This is a genomic window from Aquella oligotrophica, assembly GCF_002892535.1.
Lineage (GTDB): Bacteria > Pseudomonadota > Gammaproteobacteria > Burkholderiales > UBA11063 > Aquella > Aquella oligotrophica.
Window position 1 is genome coordinate 1,781,461 of record NZ_CP024847.1, and the last position, 19,261, is coordinate 1,800,721.

The following is a 19,261-nucleotide window of genomic DNA, read 5'->3' on the forward strand; positions in this document are numbered from 1 at the left end:
CAATGAAACAGAATATTATCAATAAAATTTGGAACACGCATCTGGTACATAGTAAAGCAGGATTTCCTGAAATGCTTTACATTGACCGCATTTTATTGCATGAAGTAACTTCAGCTCAGGCATTTGCCGAATTAAAAAACCGCAATATTCCGATTAGAAATAAACATAACATTATCGCAACGGTTGATCATAGTATCCCAACTGACAAGAACCGAATTGTGATAGCCGATGAAATTGCTCGCAAACAGGTTGATACTCTACGTGCTAATTGTAAAGAAACAGGCATAACTATTTATGATATAGATAGTCACCATCAAGGTATTGTGCATGTCGTTGGCCCAGAATTAGGCTTTACCCTACCAGGTAAAACTATCATTTGTGGCGATTCGCATACTTCAACTCATGGCGCATTTGGCGCATTGGCGTTTGGGGTTGGTACATCAGAAATCACCCATGCTATGGCAAGTAGCTGTATTTTACAAGATAAGCCAAAGACTTATAAAGTTGAATTTAAAGGTATGCCAAATCAGTACTTCACTGCCAAAGATGCGATCTTAAAGTTGATTGCTGAAATCGGTATCGGTGGTGGTAAAGGCTGTGTAATTGAATACGTTGGTGAATACATTCGTTCACTTAGTATGGAAGCACGCATGACAATCTGCAATATGTCGATTGAATGTGGCGCACGTGCGGGATTAATTGCTCCGGATGCAACAACATTAAGCTATCTTGAAGGTCGTGAATATGCGCCAAAAGGTGCAGACTGGGAACAAGCTAAACAGGAATGGTTAGCTCTAGCCAGTGATGAAGGTGCTGATTACGACTATAGCATCACTATTGATATTAGCGGTGCTGGACCAATGATTACTTGGGGTATAAATCCTGAACATGCAATTGCACTTAATGAAACTACACCAGCTATAAATGCTGGTGGTGATAAAGCTACGTTAGAAAAAGCTTATGCCTATACTCAGTTACAGCCGGGACAATCATTAATCGGTACTGCAATTGACTTTGCCTTTGTTGGTAGTTGCACCAATGGTCGGATCGAAGATTTACGTGCCGTTGCTAAGATTCTTGATGGACGCAAAGTAGCTAATAATGTAACCATGTATATCGTACCAGGATCAGAGCAAGTTATGGAAATGGCGCAGGCTGAAGGCTTAGATAAAATATTTGCTGCAGCTGGTGCTGATTTCCGTATGCCCGGTTGTTCAATGTGTCTAGCTATGAATCCGGATAAAGTACCGGAAGGCAAACGCTGTATCAGTACTACTAACCGAAATTTTATCGGGCGTCAAGGTCCAAATAGTATTACTCACCTAGCTTCACCACAAACGGTAGCTGCGAGTGCTGTTTTAGGCAAGATTGCTGGACAGGAGCATTTAGCATGAAAAAATTCACAACATTAAATAGCCATATTATTCCATTAGCAATTGATAATGTTGACACGGACATGATTATTCCTGCACAACACTTAAAAAGTGTCAGTAAAGAAGGTTATGGCGAAAATGTTTTCTCCGCATTAAGAAGCATGTATCCTGATTTTGTATTGAATAAACCACAATATAATACTGGTAAAATCTTAGTTTCTAAAGAAAACTTTGGTTGCGGTTCATCTCGCGAACATGCCGTTTGGGCAATCCAACAATATGGAATCGAAACAGTAATTTGTAATTCATTTTCAGACATCTTTTTTAATAATTCAGCCAAGAATGGTTTATTATTGATAACCCAGCCACTTGAAGTTATTAATGAGATGCTAGCAATTGCAGAACAAGACTCAACAGCAGTAATGACGGTTGATTTACCGAACCAATCAATTAGCTATAATGGTAAAGGTTATCATTTCGACTATGATGGTTTCCGTAAGCATTGCCTGATTAATGGACTTGATGATCTAGATTATCTAATGTCACATGCCAGCGAAATAAATAAATATGAGGAACATCATGGCAAAGCATAATATTGCAGTATTAGCTGGAGATGGTATTGGTCCAGAGGTAATGGCTGAAGCGATCCGAGTATTGGATACTGTAGCAAACAAATTTAATCATCAGTTTACCTACACTCACGCACTGGCTGGTGGAGCTGCTTATGATGAATATCAAGATCATCTACCACAGGCAACAATTGATATTTGTAAGAACAACGATGCAATACTTTTTGGTTCAGTTGGAGGCCCAGTTCATTTGCAACACGAAGCAAAATGGGCAAATTGTGAAGCAAAATCAATTTTAGCCTTACGTAAAGCGTTTAATTTCAATATTAACCTGCGTAAAATGACTATTTTCCCAGAAATTGCTAGTTTATCGCCGCTAAAACCTGAACTATTAAAAAATGGTCTGGATATCGTTATTTTCCGTGAGTTACTTGGTGATGTTTATTTTGGTGAACATACGCTAAGCGAAAAAGATGGTAAGCGTTATGCTTTTGATAGCGGTGCCTATGATGAAGATCAGGTTAAATCTATCGTTCAATATGCCTTTAATGTTGCCAAAACCCGGGGTAAAAAAATTGTCTCGGTGGATAAAGCTAATGTTATGGCGATGTCAAAATTATGGCGCCAAGTTGCTAATGAAGTAGCAAAAGAACATCCAGAGATTGAATACTCTGATATGCTAGTTGATAACTGTGCTATGCAGATTATTAAAAACCCTGCGCAATTTGATGTAATTGTTACGTCTAACCTATTTGGTGATATCTTATCCGATGAATTATCGGTATTATCCGGTTCATTAGGTATGATGCCATCGGCAAGTTTTAGTAATTCTGGCTTTGCACTGTATGAACCAGCAGGTGGTTCAGCTCCGGATATTGCGGGTAAAAACATTGCCAATCCAATTGCGCAGATTTTATCGGCAGCAATGATGCTAGCCTATTCATTCAATCTACATCAAGAAGCTAGCGCGATTAATAATGCAGTTAAAGCAGCTATTGTTGCAGGTTACCGCACAGGTGATCTAGCCAGCGGACAAGCAGGTGAAAAGATTGTCGGGACTAAAGAATTTACCGATCAGGTAATCTGTAATATTTAATTTTATGTGAGATAAGGACGTATAATGTCAAGCAAACAAGTTTACATATTGGATACCACCCTACGTGATGGACAACAATCACCTGGTGCCGGGATGTCTTTTGAAGACAATCTCCAGTATGCTGAACTCGCGCATAAATTACGGATTGATATTTTGGAAGCCGGATTCCCATCTGCAAGTAATACTGACTTTGCTATCGTAAACCAGATTTCAAAAAATATGGCAGCAATTAATTCAGCAATGCGCATTTCAGCATTATGCCAACTGCGTGAAGAACAAGTTATCCGCACCATGGAAGCACTAGCACCTAGTCTTGCAATCGGCAAAGCACGGATTCATATTTATGTGCCGGTAGATCCAGAATTAATGCCTGCTTCATTAGGTAAATTTGCCGAAGATAAGCCCGCTATTATTACAACCACCTATCGCCTGATTAAAATGATGGCAGATGCTGGCTTTGAAGTTGAATTTAGCCCGGAAGGATACTCACGTCAGCGTGAAAACTTTGATTTTGTAACTGATTTAATCCGAAATGCGGTAAAAGCAGGCGCAACTACAATTAATTGCCCAGATACCATTGGTGGCGCTTCACAATATCAAGGTGAAGAGTATTTCGTCCATAAAATGGCAAAACATAAGCAGATAATTGAAACAGAATTTCCTGATAAAGATATTATCTGGTCAATGCATTGTCATAATGACTTCGGAACAGCCCTAGATAATAGCCTATATGGTGTATTTAGTGGTGTAGCTCGTCAGATTGAAGGCTGTATAAATGGTGTTGGCGAACGTGCAGGAAATGTATCGCTTGAGCAATGTATTATGGTAATTCGCCAATTTGGACATGGCGCGCATTTACCTGAGAAATACCATACCAATATTGATATCTCACACTTAAAAGAAATCTCGGATTTTATCGCTGAACGAATGTTACCGCGCCAACCACACTCACCTGTCGTTGGTAAAAATTCAGCGAGCCATACCTCAGGTGGACATATTAATGCGATCCTGAAAAATCCATTGGCTTATCAACCATTTGATCCACGTGATATTGGAAGTGAAATTACTTTTGTCTTTGGCCCATTAAGTGGTAGTAATCACGCGCAGCAGATTATCCATAAATTCAAATACCGTTGTGATGATAATGAAAAAGTAGCTGTTACTCAATCGATCAAAGATTTTTATGCGGATAGACGTAAGGGTGTGACCGATGAAGAGTTATTGCAAGCATATAAATACTATCGTTCACCAATCAAACTCGAGCATCTAACTTATGCCAAAGAAGATGGTGGCAAAACTAGAGTAACATTCCATGGTGAATTTTTTGCTGAAAAAGATCTGGTAATCGACTACCAGGGACGCGGTTCCGCTTTAAGTGCATTAAATAAAGCCGTTAATAATCACTTGGCAAATACTACGGTTGTAGATTATAATTCACACTCCAAGGGAAGTACAGTTGATGCATTATGCATTTCATCAATCATTATTGATGTAAATGGAAACCGCTATAATGGTCAAGCTGAAGATGAGGATATTGAAATTTCTGCATTAAAAGCATTTATTGATGCTGTGAATAATGCGTATATCGAGACAAATTTTAGAGTTTAATAATAATTAAGAGAGCAAAACTATGAAAATAAACGGTGCTCAGGCAATGCTTGAATCATTGCTAGCGGAAAATGTAGATGTGGTATTTGGCTACCCTGGTGGCGCAATTCTACCCGTCTATGATGCATTATATGGCTATCGCGATAAAATTCATCATGTATTAGTCCGTCATGAGCAAGGAGCCGTCATTGCTGCTGAGGGTTATGCCAAATCTAGTGGTAAAGTTGGAGTATGTTTTGCAACTTCGGGTCCAGGCGCAACTAATCTGGTAACCGGGATTGCTGATGCAATGCTTGATTCAGTACCATTAGTTTGTGTGACTGGACAGGTTTATAGTACACTGATTGGAACTGATGCCTTTCAGGAAGCTGATATTATTGGGATTACTCTTCCAATTACGAAGTGGAATGTTCAAGTTACACGTGCTGAAGATATACCAGCAGCAATGGCTAAGGCATTTTATTATGCCCGTGAGGGACGCCCAGGTCCAGTAGTGGTTGATATAACTAAAGATGCTCAGCTTGGATTACTAGAAGAAGACTTTGCATACCAGCTTCATCAGCCACGTAAAGAAAAAGTTCTAAAATGTTCAGATATGAAATTTATCGAAATTGCTGATATTTTAAATAATGCTGAACGCCCACTGATTCTTGCTGGAAATGGGGTTGGGATTGCTGGTGCTGAAGATGAACTATTAAAGCTAGTTGATAAAGCAACTATACCTGTTGCTTGTACTTTACATGGTTTACATAATTTCCCAAGTAACCATGAACTATTTGTTGGTTTACTCGGGATGCATGGAAATTATGCTCCAAACATCATGACTAATCGTGCAGATGTGATTCTGGCGGTAGGTATGCGTTTTGATGACCGAGTTACTGGTAATCTTACTAAATATGCTAAGCAAGCTAAAATCATCCATATCGATATTGATCACGCTGAAATTAACAAAAATGTTAAATCATATATGCATGTACATGCAGATGCTAAGTATGCATTGACTAACTTGTTACGCTATGTCCAGCCAAACAAGCATCAAGCATGGCGTGAACTCTTCCTAAAATTACATCAGGAAGAACATGAGCAGGTTATCGTACCAGAATTAACCATGCAAAAAGATACCATCCGGATGTCGCAAGCAGTTAATATGGTATCAGAAAAAACTGATGGTAAAGCCATTGTAGTATCTGATGTTGGTCAAAATCAAATGGTTGCAATGCGTTACTATAAATTTAAACAGTCAAAATCACATATTAGCTCGGGTGGTCTTGGCACGATGGGCTTTGCCCTACCAGCGGCAATTGGCGCTAAAATGGCAAATCCAGATCGCGAAGTTATCTGTGTTTCTGGTGATGGTGGTATCCAGATGAATATTCAAGAGCTAGCAGTAATTTCACAGGAAAAACTGCCAGTAAAAATATTATTACTAAATAACAACTACCTTGGTATGGTAAGACAATGGCAAGAAATGTTCCACGAAGAACGTTATTCATTCGTTGACTTACATAACCCCGATTTCATTGGGATTGCAAAAGCTTATGGAATCAAAGGCTCAACTGTATCAGATCCAGCGCAACTGGAAGCAGCAGTTGATGAAATGTTAAATTCAAAAGAAGCTTACTTCCTAGAGGTAATCGTTGAGAAACGAGAAAAAGTGTTCCCGATGATGCCTCAAGGTTCTGCTGTTGATGAAATTAGATTGTCGTAGGAAGGAGAGTTACAATGACAAAACGTTCAGATGATATGCATATAATTAATATTGTAACCCGCAATTCTTTACGCGTTTTACAACGAATTTCTGGTTTATTTTCACGTTATAGTGTGAATATTGACCAGATGAGTATTTTTAGTGGACATGATGGGTTATCTTATTTTTCGGTGATTGTTTATAGTGATGATCATTCGGTACAGAAGCTGACTAATCAGTTACATAAAATAGTTGAGGTGTGTGATGTGCGCATCTTAAATCATAAACACTTTTAACAACTATTTATCTATGAAACAATGACTGTGTTAGATTACTTCTTGTGTATAATTTATACACGGCGGCGTAATCTGCCTTGTCCTTGTCTCAAATCCAAATAGTTTTAATATGAATTATAATTTTAATTTTTTAAGGAAAAAACATGGCAATCATGGATTTTGGTGGCGTTAAAGAAGATGTAGTTACTCGTGAAGAGTTCCCTCTAGCAAAAGCTCGCGAGATTTTAGCAAGTGAAACTATTGCTGTTATTGGCTATGGTGTACAAGGCCCAGGTCAAGCATTAAACTTAAAAGACAACGGATTTAAAGTGATTGTTGGTCAACGCTCACCTTCTAAATCTTATGATAAAGCAGTTGCTGATGGTTTTGTACCGGGTGTAACGCTATTCTCACCAGAAGAAGCTTTAGAAAAAGCTACGGTAATTATGTATCTATTAAGCGATGCAGCACAGATTGCTATGTGGCCTACAGTTCAAAAACATCTAACTAAAGGGAAAGCTTTATATTTCTCACATGGTTTTGGTGTTACTTACAAAGATCGTACCGGTATCGTTCCCCCAAGTGATGTTGATGTATTCTTGGTTGCGCCTAAAGGCTCTGGTACTTCATTACGTCGCCTATTCCTTGAAGGTAAAGGTTTAAATTCATCTTATGCTATATTCCAAGATGCTACTGGGCGTGCTAAAGAACGTGCATTGGCATTGGGTATTGGAATTGGTTCTGGTTATTTATTTGAAACCACATTCAAAAATGAAGTGTATTCTGATTTAACTGGTGAACGTGGTATCCTGATGGGTGCATTAGCTGGGGTTATGGAAGCTCAATACAATGTACTTCGTAAAAATGGACACTCTCCTTCAGAAGCATTTAATGAAACAGTTGAAGAATTGACTGAATCATTAATTAAATTAGTTGGTGAAAATGGTATGGATTGGATGTATGCTAATACTTCAACTACAGCGCAACGTGGTGCACTAGATTGGAGAAAGCCATTCCGTGATGCAACTGCTCCAGTATTTGAAGAGCTATATGCACGTGTTAAAGCTGGTGAAGAAGCGCAACGTTCAATCGACACTAACTCACAGCCTGACTATCGTGTAAAACTTGAGGCTGAACTGGCTGAAATTCGCGATAGCGAAATGTGGCAAGCTGGTAAAACTGTACGCAGTCTTCGCCCAGGTAAATAAACCTTAACAGGTGTAAAAGTACCATGGTATGGTACTTTTACACAATTTTTTATCCTTATCTACGCCCCTCAGTTTCTAAAGTTTTTTTCTAATCTAAGAACCCGTTAACATTAGGCTTAATTCCGTTCAAGTAACATATAACGCTTAAAATCAACTGGACGCTTATTACTCCAGATCACATGCCATCCGGGATAATTAGTGCTACTATCACGATAAACAGAGATTAAGGCCTGATTACACCTCGAATTAGTAGCAAAGTCTCTATCTGGCTGGAGACGAATATCAGCAAAATAGTACCAAATAGCAGACTGTACGCGATTTACTTCATTAGTTGCGATACAGGAATTCTTTGAATGATCTAAATAAGGTCGGCTACTATCTACTATATCCTTGAAACTTAATACTGAATCAAACCATGGCAAACATAACGAAATAAATAATACCAAACAGAATGTAGTACCACTTGCCCAATTAGACACCATTTCACGCCCACGAATATGTTTACGCGTAACCATAAAAATCCAGATCGTAGTTATCAAAACGCCAAGAAGAACCTGCCAAAAATTAAAGTCAAACACATAGCCTGGAGCATAAAATTGAGCTTTAGCAAGTAAATCCTGAGGATACCCGGAATTTAAAGTAAAGTAAAGGATTATTACTGCAAGCCCACCAGCACCAAAGGCAAAAATACTAAACCAGTTCAACCAAGAAACAATACTAATTCGAATTGTATCAATTTCAACAGATGCGATAAACACAAAAGGAATAATTATTGGAAAAATTACTGACTCGTCATGGTGTCCGCTAATAATAGCAAAGAAAAAAAGTAAGCCAATAAAAGCAAGACTAAGTTTCAAGATTGGATCTTTTAATATTTGCCCTCGCCGTTTATATAAAGTCCAAAATGCAAGTATCCATCCCGGAATAAGATACCACACTAAGGTTTGAAAATAAAAAACTATATTGGTAAAGACTGAGGAATCAAAATTAGCTATTTGAGAATATTTGCTAACCCACTCGATAAAAAATTCATGATTTACCTTATTTAATTGCCAGCCATACGAACCAAAAATCATTGCAAATATAGCAAACCCAGTAATCAGTGTTAGAAAGTATGCCGACTGTTTCCATTGCCTATCAATTATAGGTAATAACATCAGCATAATCAAAGCAATTAATAAATATTCCGCTGTAAAATTAATTGAAATAAGCATTAATCCAACAGCAAGGACTCCCCCAGAGATTCCGGGCATTTTAATTGAATTTTGCAACGACCAGAAATATAAAGAAAAGCCAAGCAAAATTATAAGGTTAGGTGATAATTGATATGCATTATTGATAAATCCTATCGTGCTAATCATGATCATTACCACACTACGACCATTTTTGAAGGCAGAAAGCCCAGAACCAACCTTACCTAAAATATAAAGTGTCAAAAGAATAATTCCGGTATTCATCAACCGAATGGCATTGGCAACATCAGTAAAGTTAAAAATTTTGATAACTAGTGCGTATAGCCAAAAATAAAATGGCTGTAAATCTAGATATGGAGTATCCGGTGAAATATATGGAACAAGCCATGAATTAGTTTTGACTATACTTTTAACAATTGCCACCACATAAGGCTCATACGGCTCCCAAGGCGAATGGAAGAAGGTTGCCCCACTGATCCAGATAAGAACCATAACAAAAAGTAACCAAGGACGATCTTTACGCTTTGGTTTTACAGCAATAGAAGAATAAGTAAGCATATGACACCAAATAAAAATAGGTAGCTAATTAAGCTACCTATTTTATCATAGAACAAAATGCCGCAATTACTTGGCTGCAGTTCTTTTGCTAAATGCACCGTATTTCTGACGGAATTTATCCACGCGACCAGCACTATCTACTAGACGTTGTTTACCAGAATAAAACGGATGACAAGCTGAGCAAACTTCAATATGAAGTGCTTCTTTTGCCAAAGTTGACTTAGTTACAAAAGTATTACCACAACTGCAAGTTACTGACACTTCCTTGTAATTAGGATGAATAGTTTGTTTCATGAAGTGTTCTTTCCAAAAAATAATTGCGAGATTTTAGCATAAATAGCAGCCATAGCGCAAGTTAAAATTTATCTTTATGTTTAAAATCGCGAACTCTGAAGCCTAATAGAAAAAGCCCGCCGAAGTAACTAATGGCAGCAACTATGATCACACTAGCAAGTGAAATTACCCGTTTTAGCATATGTCCGCTAAAATCAACAGGGGTAAAATATAAAACTAACTCAATTGTCAACGCCATTAATAAAATTGCAACAACTAATCTGAAGAGAAAATTCCACCATCCAGATTGCGGTTGGTAAAGCCCCTTTTTAATAAGAAAGTAGCATAAATTAGCAGCGTTAATACAGGCACTTAGTCCGATTGACAATGAAAGTCCAGCATGCTTTAGTGGTCCAATAAAAACCAGATTCATTAATTGAGTACAACAAAGGACAAAAATAGCAATTTTCACTGGGGTTTTTATATCCTGATTGGCATAAAAACCAGGGGCAAGTACCTTTACCAAAATCAAGCCAAGTAAACCAATAGAATAGGCAATTAGTGCATAACTAGTCATCGTAACATCGTGAAGATTAAATTTACCATGCATAAATAAGGTCATTGTCAATGGCTTGGCTAATAATCCTAATCCAACAGTTGCAGGTAATGCCAAAAGAAGGCATAGCCGTATTCCCCAATCCAAAAGCTTTGAGAAGCTTTCCTTATTCCCTGAACTGGCATGGCGTGATAAACTTGGTAAGAGAATAGTACCTAATGCGACACCAAGAACTCCAGTTGGAAACTCCATCAAACGATCCGCGTAATACATCCATGAAATACTACCAGTTGGTAAAAATGATGCATAAATGGTGTTAATTACCAAACTGATTTGCGCAATTGAAACTGCAAAAATAGCAGGACCCATTAGCTTAACTACTTTTCGCACCGCTGGATTACGCCAATCCAATTTTGGTCTAACTAGCATATCAATTTTCTTTAGGTACGGTAATTGAAAAAGTAGCTGAAGTAAACCGCCAACAAAAGTTGCCCAAGCAAGCGTAAGAATTGATGGCTCAAAATAATGACGAAAACAGAGAATAAAAACAATAAAGCTGATGTTTAAAATGGTTGGTGTAAACGATGGAATCGAAAACAAACCCCAAGTATTGAGAACCCCACCGATTAATGAAGCTATCGAAATAAATAAAATATACGGAAAAGTTATTCTTAATAAGCTAACTGTTAATGCAAATTTATTAGGGTCGTTAGTAAAACCCGGAGCAGTAACCCAAATAACAACCGCAGCAAAAGTCATCCCTAATAATGTAACAATTAATAGCACTGTAGCGAGCACACCCATTATTGATGCGACGAACTCTCTTGTTTCCTGATGAGTTTTAGTATTCTTATGTTCGGCAAGCACAGGTACAAAAGCTTGTGAAAAGGCACCTTCAGCAAAAATTCGCCGTAGCAAATTCGGTAATTTAAATGCCACATTAAATGCATCAGTATAGGCACCAGCGCCAAAATAAATCGCTTGTAACATATCACGCAGAAAACCAAGAATTCGCGAAATAAGTGTCATTCCGCTTACATTGAGTAATGAACGTAACAGATTGGTCGATTTAGCCATTATTTACTATCCCGTATATATTTCGCCAGGCACTCGGGCAACATTCGGCTAAGGCTTGGAGTTTTATTTAAAAACTCATGCATAAATGCGATTAAACCATGAAAAACTGCAAAATAAAAAATCATTGTTGCCAGATACCAGTGAACTGATTTGATTATGTGGCGTTCCGGCTTTGCCATTCCCTTCATCAATGGTGGAATATCAATACCAAAGATATTAATAGTAACCCCTTTAGTAATGATTAAAACCAAACCAGTCATAGGAATAGCCAACATAAGAAAATATAGAATCAAATGCCCAATCTTAGCAAGCAATTTGTTGATTCCTGTTATTTGCAAAGGGAAGTCAGGATACTGATGAGTAATCCGCCAGATAATCCGAACTATCACTAAAATTAATAAGAAACAGCCAAGCTGAATATGTAACCATTTTAGATGAGTAGCATCCAGTGTGATACCGATAAAATACTCCAGAAAAATCACGGCGGCAATTAACCAATGGAGGGTTTTGGCCGCCTTGCTATAAAGATTATTGTCACTCATAATTTTTAAACTGTTTCCTTATAACGTTCTGGTTCAATATAATTAAGTACCTGCTGATGATAGACGCTATCTCCAAACTGTTCGGAAATTATACTGGCAATAAAGCATGCTAACAAAATTGGTAAACTAAACTGACTTGAATCGCTTAATTCAACTACCATAGCTACCGCAGTAATTGGTGATTGAGTAATCGCAGCAAGAAATCCTGCCATCCCAAGTAGGTAAAACTGAACTAACGGCACACCTGAAACAAAATGATGCAATAAATCACCTATCCCTGCTCCAATAGATAACGCAGTAGAAAAATATCCACCAGGCACCCCAGCAGAAACAGAGGCAATTGCCCCAAAAAATTTACCAATAGCGTAATACCATGGTGCATTTGTTGCAGTATCAAGAAAAATACTAGTTGAACCTGATCCATTACCAAATGATAACCCATTTGTCAAATGTCCAATAAAAGCTACAATTAGACCAAAGACTACGGCATTAACCAGATAATGTTGCTTACGCCAGCGATTAACAACCCAGGTTTTATTGACAGACATAAATACCATTAATTTAGTAAAAGCAGCCCCAGATAACCCACATAAAGCACCAATAATAATCCCCCAAATAGCAATACTAACACCATGATGTAAGTCAACTGGGTTTACCGAACCCATATAAGGCTTACTACCACCAAGTAGTGCATTAGAAACAAATACAGCAATTAGAGTAGCACCAACAAGGATTGAAGCAATTTTTGGACTAATTTTTTTAACATATTCTTCAATCGTAAATACCATCCCACCGATTGGCGCATTAAAGGCAGCAGCAACGCCTACCCCTGCACCAAGTTTTATAAGCATCCGTTTTTTCTTATCACTGATATTTCTGATCTGGGCAAATAAAGAAGAGCAAATTTGAATGGTAGGTCCTTCTTTACCTAATGAAGCACCACTAGCAATACTCATAAAAGTAAGAATAACTTTACCAATCAGCGAGTTTATGGAATAAATTTTATTTAACTTTTCTTCCTCAAAAATATCTACCGCATACCCCTGTGGTAATCCACTCCCATCGGCATGTGGGAAATATTTTTTTAAAAGAAAAACTATTACTACAAAGGTAAGCGGAGTATAAACATACATTGTCCAGCTAGTAGTTGCATAAAGAAAATGACAAAGCCAGTCGGCAAATTCGACTGCATAAGAAAATGCGGCACTAGCAGCGCCAACAACAACACATAGCACCAAAAACTGAAAACTGAATTCTTCCTTAATTTCTGCATATTTCATGGATATATTTTACCTTTCACGAATTCTGCCTTTTTTTACTGATGCCATATTAAAAATCTGACCGATCCGCTTATAATGACTATGTGCGAGTGCACAAGCAAGAGCATCCGCCGCATCTGATCGTGGAGCAGCATTTAAGCTAAGCATATGCATTACCATCTTTTTTATTTGTTCTTTATCGGCATGCCCATACCCAACTACCGCCTGTTTCACCTGTAATGCCGTATATTCAAAAACAGGTAAATCATGTAAAACACAGCCCGAAATTGCGGCGCCACGAGCCTGTCCAAGCATTAATGTTGACTGCGGATTGACATTGACAAACACCTTTTCAATACTTACAACGTCAGGCTTGTACTCTTTAATTATAAGGTCAATAGAGGTTAGAATTGTCCTTATTCGCTCGGGAAGACTATTTGAAGCGTCAGTCTCAATAACGCCAGATGCAATATAATTCAGATTACTTGAACTTATTTCATCAATAATCCCAAACCCGGTGTTTCTAAGCCCCGGATCTATGCCTAAAATCTGCATACATACCTATCAAATCAGATTCCGTTTATTTTAAAACCGTAACATCGCGTTTAGGAAACGGGATTTCAATATTTTTCTTACGGAATGACTCAATTATAGCAATATTTAGTTTATTACGTACTACAGATCCATGGTTTAATCCATCAAGTGGCCAGACCCTGATAAAAACATCAATCCCAGACTCATTCAATTTTTGAATATACACAGAAGGTTCCATATTCTGATTAATTTCTGGAACAGAAGCAATACACTCTCTGAGTGTATCAATAACTAACACCATATCTGAGGAGTAGCCAACTGAAATTACCATTTCAATCCCAATATTACTATTTGAATAAGTCTGGTTAATTACCGGATCAGTAATGAATTTTTCATTGGGGATAAGCATTTCAGAACCATCAAACCCCTGCATCACAACATAACGCGTGGTAATTCTGGTAACAGTTCCGGTGATGTTATTAATGATAATCCGATCACCAATCTTGATTGATTTATCAAGAAGAATAATAAAACCGCTGAGAAAATTACTAGCAATCTTTTGTAAACCAAAACCAATACCAACCCCAACTGCACCACCCAATACTGAAAGCGCGGTTAGATCAAAGCCAAGGCTTGGCAAAACCATAAAAACGCCAATAACTACTACCAAAATCTTTGAAATGCGAAGTAGAAGTTGCTTCAGGTTTCCATCAATATCATGTAGGTTTTTTATCCATCCATCAAGTACCAGTGTAGCAATAATCATTACACCAATTGCAAAAACAATTACAATCACCTCTCGGATAAAGTCCCACAATGAAAGCTGACTCTTGCCAAAATGTAACACTACTTTACCCAACTGATCCGCCAAAATCACATCCAGATTTGTTGTCCAGAAAATAATCACCATTACCAATGCTAGTTTAACCAGCATTTTTATGTGCTTTCGGTATTTATTATTCTTAAGAGCATAATCAAGAGTATATACTGTAGCTTTTATAAAAAGAATTATAATTCCAATTATTGCAAGACTATAAAGTAAGGTTGAAGCAGAGTTGTAGAAAAACATTGTAACTCCGCCTGCCATGACCGTAATAATTGAAAATATCAATGGTCGAATCGTCTTATCAAGCATTCCAAACCAAAAAATCCCAAGTCTGACAACAGAACGAGTAATCTTTCGCTTCACGGCACAGGCAAAAATATACGCCAGTATAACTGAAACCACAGCCAAACTAAGCTGAACTACTCCGCCGATACTAATCAAATCAGCTATATTATTGCTATTTATTAATAAAAATTCATTCATATATGTTCCTTTTCTATCTAGGCTAGATCATTCTTCTAATCAATTGCATAAACAAAATTAACCCCACTAATAGTATTTAGCTTTGCTTTACCCGGCTCAGGTTGTGAATTATAGGTTACTTGATAATTAAAGTTAATACCAAAACCATTGAAAACCTCAAGTGTCAAAGTGGTTATCAAATAACTTGAGTTATTATCAGTAGTTGCAACATTCTGTAGCTGCTCACTAAATGATACAATTTTATTCAGGTTAAGATTATAAGTAATTTGAGTTAACCACGATGGTTTTATTTCAACATTACTATTTACTACAACCTGCCTTTCCTGCACCCCGGGACCAAAACTAAATAACAAATTATTATTTTTATTTGCAAATAACTGCAATTGATAACCAGCATTTTGATTCCAGACATAAAAATATCCATCATTGGCATCATTCAAATACGATACTTGAGCAAAAACCCCATTATGAGTATCAAACATATAACTACCATTTTGCTGAATATACAGACGATTCTTATTGTCTGTCGAATTGGTCGAATAAATATAGTTATATTGCTCAATTGTATTAAAATTCCAGCCAATCTCCCCTTCAGATGGCTTATAATTGATAAGTGTATTAATCTGTGCATTACTGGTATTACTATCTCCTGTAGTTCCCCCAGCTCCAAAAGCAAATTGACTCCCATGCCATGGGTTATACGGGGTAGATTCCGAACTATTTATTACTACTCCTGACTCAGGCTCAAAAATCTGGCTTTTATATAAATTTGCCTGACTTTGATATAGTTGAAACATATAATAATTATAATCCATCGACTCATTCTGTAAATCTACTTTTTCATCCGCATATACACAACTATGAATAAAAAGTACTATTAAAATAAATAAAAAACCTGCCTTATTTCGCATTATGGGACACCAAAACTATTCTAGGCTTCATTATTTTACGGAGAGCTAAGAGAGTAGCAAACATGAAACAGCTAATGATCACAATAAAATAAGATAAACCAAATCTTGATTGAGAGCTAAATAGTTCAGCCAGCAAAGGAGCGCAACCAGCAATCGACATACCTCCATTAAAACTAAGGGAGCAAGCAGTCATTCGATACTTTTTGGCAAAAACTTCAGCAAAATAGCTTGTTGTATAAGAAGTTACGGCACAAAAGAAAATCACCATAAGGACAATACTCATTAGTCCATAATATGGGTTTAATACATGGAGATTAAATAAAACTCCGGCAACTAAGAGGCATAAGCAGTAGCGCTGAGCAACTTGTACCCGGTTTATTGAATTATTTGCCAAATAACCAAAAGTTGGGTAAAGTATTACTGAAATGGCTAAAATACCATTCATAACAAAAAATGCCATTTGCTTACTTAATCCAGCATGTAACTGCATATAGGTAACAAGATAGGTAAATAAAGTATAATAAATCATACCTGTTGATAGACTTAAAACAAGCATGCAAAAAAATCTCGAAGGCTGTTCTTTCATAATATCAGTAAACTTGAAACTAATTTTTTCCGCTACCAGTTCCTTTTCAATATGCGGTACCATTTTATGATAAAAATAAAACAAAACAATACTTAAAACAAATGGAACTCGCCAAATAAGTGACTTAATAAATAGCGACTCAGGAGTGAATAGATTAATAATGGTGATTGATAAATAACCAATTAAAGAAGCAGCAAAGCACCCTATTACCGAAATCGAATAAACTAAGCTGACAAGCAAAGAACGATTGGAACTGTACTTTTCAACAGCAATCGTAATTAAACCTGAAAATTGCCCACCTGCTGAAATCCCTTGGCAGATACGCAGCACGACAAGTAATACTGGTGCCAAAATACCAATTTGCTGATATGAAGGTAAAACCCCAATAAGCATTGTTGGTATCGCCATAAGCCAAATAGAGAGATTGACTGCATATGACTTACCATAGTTATCGCCCAAGATACCAAAAATAAGCGAACCTAGAGGCCTAGCTAAAAAACCTATAGCAAACGTTGCGAAAATAAGGATTAATGAAATAAGTCGATTATCGTTAGGAAAAAAGCTTTTAGCAATCTGTAATGCAAAAAGTCCATAAATAGTAAAATCGTACCATTCAATGATATTTCCAAATGAAGATTTAATAAAGTCACCCATATCGCGGGTTAATCCATTCTGAATCAGAATTTTTTTAAACATTTTGTACTCCTTTCAACGACAATCGATTTGTGCGTGAAATTTGAATAATTTACAAATAGTTGTTTTTATCGTAGATAACGTGCTAATAATCATTAGTTATTAATTGACTGATGTTACGCAGCCATGCTGGATCTTTCAAATTCGGCATGCTGCTTTTTAATTAATTCTAATTCCCTAAAAGCGGCCTTGGCTGCATTTAGGAATAACTTGCTCTTTAGAGCAAAATGATTTAGTTTAGTGCTGAATTTGTATCTCTCCAGTTTGGTATAAGAAACAATTGCAGCAAATATGTGTGTACATTGAGTTTTAACAGTTTTTGTCGGTGATTTGGTAATCGAAGTATTCTGTTTAAAACTCTTATGGTATTCCTCGACACTCCATCGTTTTTTATAGATGTTAAGGAAGTCATCACTAGTTAAATTCAGATTATTAGTAGCAAGGTATCTGATGCCAGTTGAGTTGTCTTTGTTTGTAAAGACCTGTTTAATTAAAAGTATCGGTAATTCAACATCTTTTAACCAAATACGTTCTGGCTTGAATGCTTGCAAATCTAATTGACTGATATTTGTCCAGTTAGGTTTATTCCTATCGCCAAAGGTTGCTAGGCGATTGGATTTTAAATCAAATATAAAGTATTTCTTCCTCTGGTGTATGAACTTCATATTTTCAACGGAAGAATACCAGGAATCAGCAAGAACATAACTGAACTTGATCTGATTCTTTAGTGACTGTAATATCTGCTTACGCATTAGCTCATTCTTGGTTATTGGGCTTTTGCATACTTCAGATTTGCTCTTGATCTCACAGTAGCTATCCTTAGCTATGATATCAAAGGCAACAGGTATTTTTAATGGTTGTTCACCATTCTGGCTATAGTAAAAAGTTGTAAGCAGGTTTATACCTTTTACGCTTTTACCAGTAGCATGGTCATGATGCCAGCATATAACCTCATTCTCATCAGTATGAGGCTTATGTAAAATGGTGTCATCAAATATTAGGCAACCGTCAATATGTTCATGTGCTCTAACCAGTGATTTAACAGTGTGCCATAAGGCTTTACTGTCAGATTCATGATTAGCTAACATACGGGTTACCTGATCATGGGATACTGCTTTATCCAGTATACTGGATAATCCCGTAGCTGTTGCCAGACCGGGTGTTATTTGTAAATAATCTGTGTAAAGGTCAAAAATATCCATTAGTGATTCGTCTTAATATTTATTTGACTAAATTTTACACAACTTACTAGACTTACTGCGTAACATCAGTTAATTGAAATAGTATACGTGCAGCAAAAAATAAGAGACATTAAAGCTCTATTAAATACATTCAAGAATAAAATAAAAGCTTAGTGAGGCTTTACTTGGCTGTCGTTATGCAATTGCAATATTGATATAATTTAATTACAGCAAGAAACAGACTAATTACAGATCGCGTAAAGTACGTCAAGTCATGAAATAACTACTACAGCCATCTTTAAGTAAATATAATGGCTATATTGCAAAACTGTAACGCCGAAGAAAAATCAGAATTATTTAATGACTAGATAAATCTCTGAGAAGAAAATGAGCATAACTAGCTCAAGATAGGTAGAGTTAGGATTATTAATTTCAATATATTTAAGTATTTTGCGTTTGGTATAGTTTAACATAATTTAAACCCTCTTCATTAATTTAGCAACTTCATTAGTATCTTTATTTGTAATACAAATGAACGAAAATGATCCTTCTAAAAATTATTAGATTAAATTTACACATTCCAACAAGGCTGCTTTATCCTGAATAAATTCAATTTTAGCGTCTTAAAATGAATAAAATATAGGTAAAAAAACAGCTGACTTAGTCATACTTAGCAAGACATCCAAAATGAAATATCTTACAATGTAAGGTAGCCATTATAACAAAGCATTACCCACCAAGTCAAACTACAGCCAATAATGCAGCGCAGTATA

Annotated in this window: 17 protein-coding genes; 7 read left to right on the top strand and 10 right to left on the bottom strand. The window is 36.7% G+C overall.

Annotated features, from left to right (window positions below; genetic code table 11):
- Window positions 1-2 precede the first annotated feature (2 nt).
- The 7 genes from leuC (at window position 3) to ilvC (ending at window position 7,816) form a co-directional block, all read left to right on the top strand.
- The gene (gene leuC, locus CUN60_RS08210; RefSeq protein WP_102951574.1) at window positions 3-1,394 is read left to right on the top strand and encodes a 3-isopropylmalate dehydratase large subunit; all 1,392 of its coding nucleotides are present in this window, start codon (window positions 3-5) and stop codon (window positions 1,392-1,394) included.
- Entirely contained in the window at window positions 1,391-1,966 is a 576-nt protein-coding gene (gene leuD, locus CUN60_RS08215) for a 3-isopropylmalate dehydratase small subunit (protein ID WP_102951575.1), read from the top strand. The genes leuC and leuD overlap by 4 nt, the downstream gene beginning before the upstream one ends.
- Window positions 1,953-3,038, top strand: a complete 1,086-nt coding sequence (gene leuB / locus CUN60_RS08220) for a 3-isopropylmalate dehydrogenase (protein WP_102951576.1) — start codon at window positions 1,953-1,955, stop codon at window positions 3,036-3,038. Before leuD ends, leuB begins: the two co-directional genes overlap by 14 nt.
- 24 nt (window positions 3,039-3,062) lie before the next feature.
- The gene (locus tag CUN60_RS08225) at window positions 3,063-4,646 is read left to right on the top strand and encodes a homocitrate synthase/isopropylmalate synthase family protein (RefSeq protein ID WP_102951577.1); all 1,584 of its coding nucleotides are present in this window, start codon (window positions 3,063-3,065) and stop codon (window positions 4,644-4,646) included.
- A 22-nt stretch (window positions 4,647-4,668) separates the two neighbouring features.
- Complete coding sequence (gene ilvB, locus CUN60_RS08230) at window positions 4,669-6,354, top strand: biosynthetic-type acetolactate synthase large subunit (RefSeq protein ID WP_102951578.1); 1,686 nt, start codon at window positions 4,669-4,671, stop codon at window positions 6,352-6,354.
- Window positions 6,355-6,368: 14 nt separating this feature from the next.
- The gene (locus tag CUN60_RS08235; RefSeq protein ID WP_102951579.1) at window positions 6,369-6,629 is read left to right on the top strand and encodes an ACT domain-containing protein; all 261 of its coding nucleotides are present in this window, start codon (window positions 6,369-6,371) and stop codon (window positions 6,627-6,629) included.
- Between the two features lie 143 nt (window positions 6,630-6,772).
- Window positions 6,773-7,816: a ketol-acid reductoisomerase gene (gene ilvC, locus CUN60_RS08240; RefSeq protein WP_102951580.1), complete on the top strand. Its 1,044-nt coding sequence runs from the start codon at window positions 6,773-6,775 to the stop codon at window positions 7,814-7,816.
- A gap of 116 nt (window positions 7,817-7,932) precedes the next feature.
- Here the strand turns inward: ilvC and CUN60_RS08245 are convergent, their stop codons facing one another.
- The 10 genes from CUN60_RS08245 to CUN60_RS08290 form a co-directional block, all read right to left on the bottom strand.
- Window positions 7,933-9,567 (bottom strand): ArnT family glycosyltransferase, encoded by a 1,635-nt coding sequence (locus CUN60_RS08245; RefSeq protein ID WP_102951581.1) that lies wholly within the window; start codon window positions 9,565-9,567, stop codon window positions 7,933-7,935.
- A gap of 66 nt (window positions 9,568-9,633) precedes the next feature.
- On the bottom strand, window positions 9,634-9,861 hold the full coding sequence (rpmE, locus tag CUN60_RS08250; protein ID WP_102951582.1) for a 50S ribosomal protein L31: 228 nt from the start codon (window positions 9,859-9,861) through the stop codon (window positions 9,634-9,636).
- 61 nt (window positions 9,862-9,922) lie between these two features.
- Window positions 9,923-11,473, bottom strand: coding sequence for a murein biosynthesis integral membrane protein MurJ (murJ, locus tag CUN60_RS08255; RefSeq protein WP_102951583.1), 1,551 nt, complete (start codon window positions 11,471-11,473; stop codon window positions 9,923-9,925).
- Entirely contained in the window at window positions 11,473-12,015 is a 543-nt protein-coding gene (locus CUN60_RS08260; protein WP_102951584.1) for a cytochrome b, read from the bottom strand. The genes murJ and CUN60_RS08260 overlap by 1 nt, the downstream gene beginning before the upstream one ends.
- Window positions 12,016-12,020: 5 nt before the next feature.
- Window positions 12,021-13,295: a chloride channel protein gene (locus CUN60_RS08265; RefSeq protein WP_102951585.1), complete on the bottom strand. Its 1,275-nt coding sequence runs from the start codon at window positions 13,293-13,295 to the stop codon at window positions 12,021-12,023.
- A 9-nt stretch (window positions 13,296-13,304) separates the two neighbouring features.
- Window positions 13,305-13,829 (bottom strand): crossover junction endodeoxyribonuclease RuvC, encoded by a 525-nt coding sequence (ruvC, locus tag CUN60_RS08270; protein ID WP_102951586.1) that lies wholly within the window; start codon window positions 13,827-13,829, stop codon window positions 13,305-13,307.
- A gap of 25 nt (window positions 13,830-13,854) precedes the next feature.
- A complete protein-coding gene (locus CUN60_RS08275) occupies window positions 13,855-15,117 on the bottom strand; it encodes a mechanosensitive ion channel family protein (RefSeq protein WP_102951587.1) in 1,263 nt (420 codons plus the stop codon).
- A gap of 35 nt (window positions 15,118-15,152) precedes the next feature.
- Window positions 15,153-16,028, bottom strand: coding sequence for a DUF481 domain-containing protein (locus CUN60_RS08280; RefSeq protein ID WP_102951588.1), 876 nt, complete (start codon window positions 16,026-16,028; stop codon window positions 15,153-15,155).
- Window positions 16,018-17,310 carry an MFS transporter gene (locus CUN60_RS08285; protein WP_102951589.1) on the bottom strand — a complete coding sequence of 431 codons (1,293 nt, stop codon included), beginning with the start codon at window positions 17,308-17,310 and terminating at the stop codon, window positions 16,018-16,020. The genes CUN60_RS08280 and CUN60_RS08285 overlap by 11 nt, the downstream gene beginning before the upstream one ends.
- Window positions 17,311-17,423: 113 nt before the next feature.
- Complete coding sequence (locus tag CUN60_RS08290; RefSeq protein WP_102951203.1) at window positions 17,424-18,509, bottom strand: IS701 family transposase; 1,086 nt, start codon at window positions 18,507-18,509, stop codon at window positions 17,424-17,426.
- Between the last annotated feature and the right edge of the window lie 752 nt (window positions 18,510-19,261).

Coding starts and splice junctions, on each gene's coding strand:
- CUN60_RS08290 (WP_102951203.1), bottom strand. CDS start 18,509: ATGGATATTTTTGACCTTTACACAGATTATTTACAAATAACACCCGGT.
- CUN60_RS08235 (WP_102951579.1), top strand. CDS start 6,369: ATGACAAAACGTTCAGATGATATGCATATAATTAATATTGTAACCCGC.
- leuB (WP_102951576.1), top strand. CDS start 1,953: ATGGCAAAGCATAATATTGCAGTATTAGCTGGAGATGGTATTGGTCCA.
- CUN60_RS08285 (WP_102951589.1), bottom strand. CDS start 17,310: ATGTTTAAAAAAATTCTGATTCAGAATGGATTAACCCGCGATATGGGT.
- rpmE (WP_102951582.1), bottom strand. CDS start 9,861: ATGAAACAAACTATTCATCCTAATTACAAGGAAGTGTCAGTAACTTGC.
- ruvC (WP_102951586.1), bottom strand. CDS start 13,829: ATGCAGATTTTAGGCATAGATCCGGGGCTTAGAAACACCGGGTTTGGG.
- murJ (WP_102951583.1), bottom strand. CDS start 11,473: ATGGCTAAATCGACCAATCTGTTACGTTCATTACTCAATGTAAGCGGA.
- ilvC (WP_102951580.1), top strand. CDS start 6,773: ATGGCAATCATGGATTTTGGTGGCGTTAAAGAAGATGTAGTTACTCGT.
- CUN60_RS08280 (WP_102951588.1), bottom strand. CDS start 16,028: ATGCGAAATAAGGCAGGTTTTTTATTTATTTTAATAGTACTTTTTATT.
- leuC (WP_102951574.1), top strand. CDS start 3: ATGAAACAGAATATTATCAATAAAATTTGGAACACGCATCTGGTACAT.
- leuD (WP_102951575.1), top strand. CDS start 1,391: ATGAAAAAATTCACAACATTAAATAGCCATATTATTCCATTAGCAATT.
- CUN60_RS08245 (WP_102951581.1), bottom strand. CDS start 9,567: ATGCTTACTTATTCTTCTATTGCTGTAAAACCAAAGCGTAAAGATCGT.
- CUN60_RS08275 (WP_102951587.1), bottom strand. CDS start 15,117: ATGAATGAATTTTTATTAATAAATAGCAATAATATAGCTGATTTGATT.
- CUN60_RS08260 (WP_102951584.1), bottom strand. CDS start 12,015: ATGAGTGACAATAATCTTTATAGCAAGGCGGCCAAAACCCTCCATTGG.
- CUN60_RS08265 (WP_102951585.1), bottom strand. CDS start 13,295: ATGAAATATGCAGAAATTAAGGAAGAATTCAGTTTTCAGTTTTTGGTG.
- CUN60_RS08225 (WP_102951577.1), top strand. CDS start 3,063: ATGTCAAGCAAACAAGTTTACATATTGGATACCACCCTACGTGATGGA.
- ilvB (WP_102951578.1), top strand. CDS start 4,669: ATGAAAATAAACGGTGCTCAGGCAATGCTTGAATCATTGCTAGCGGAA.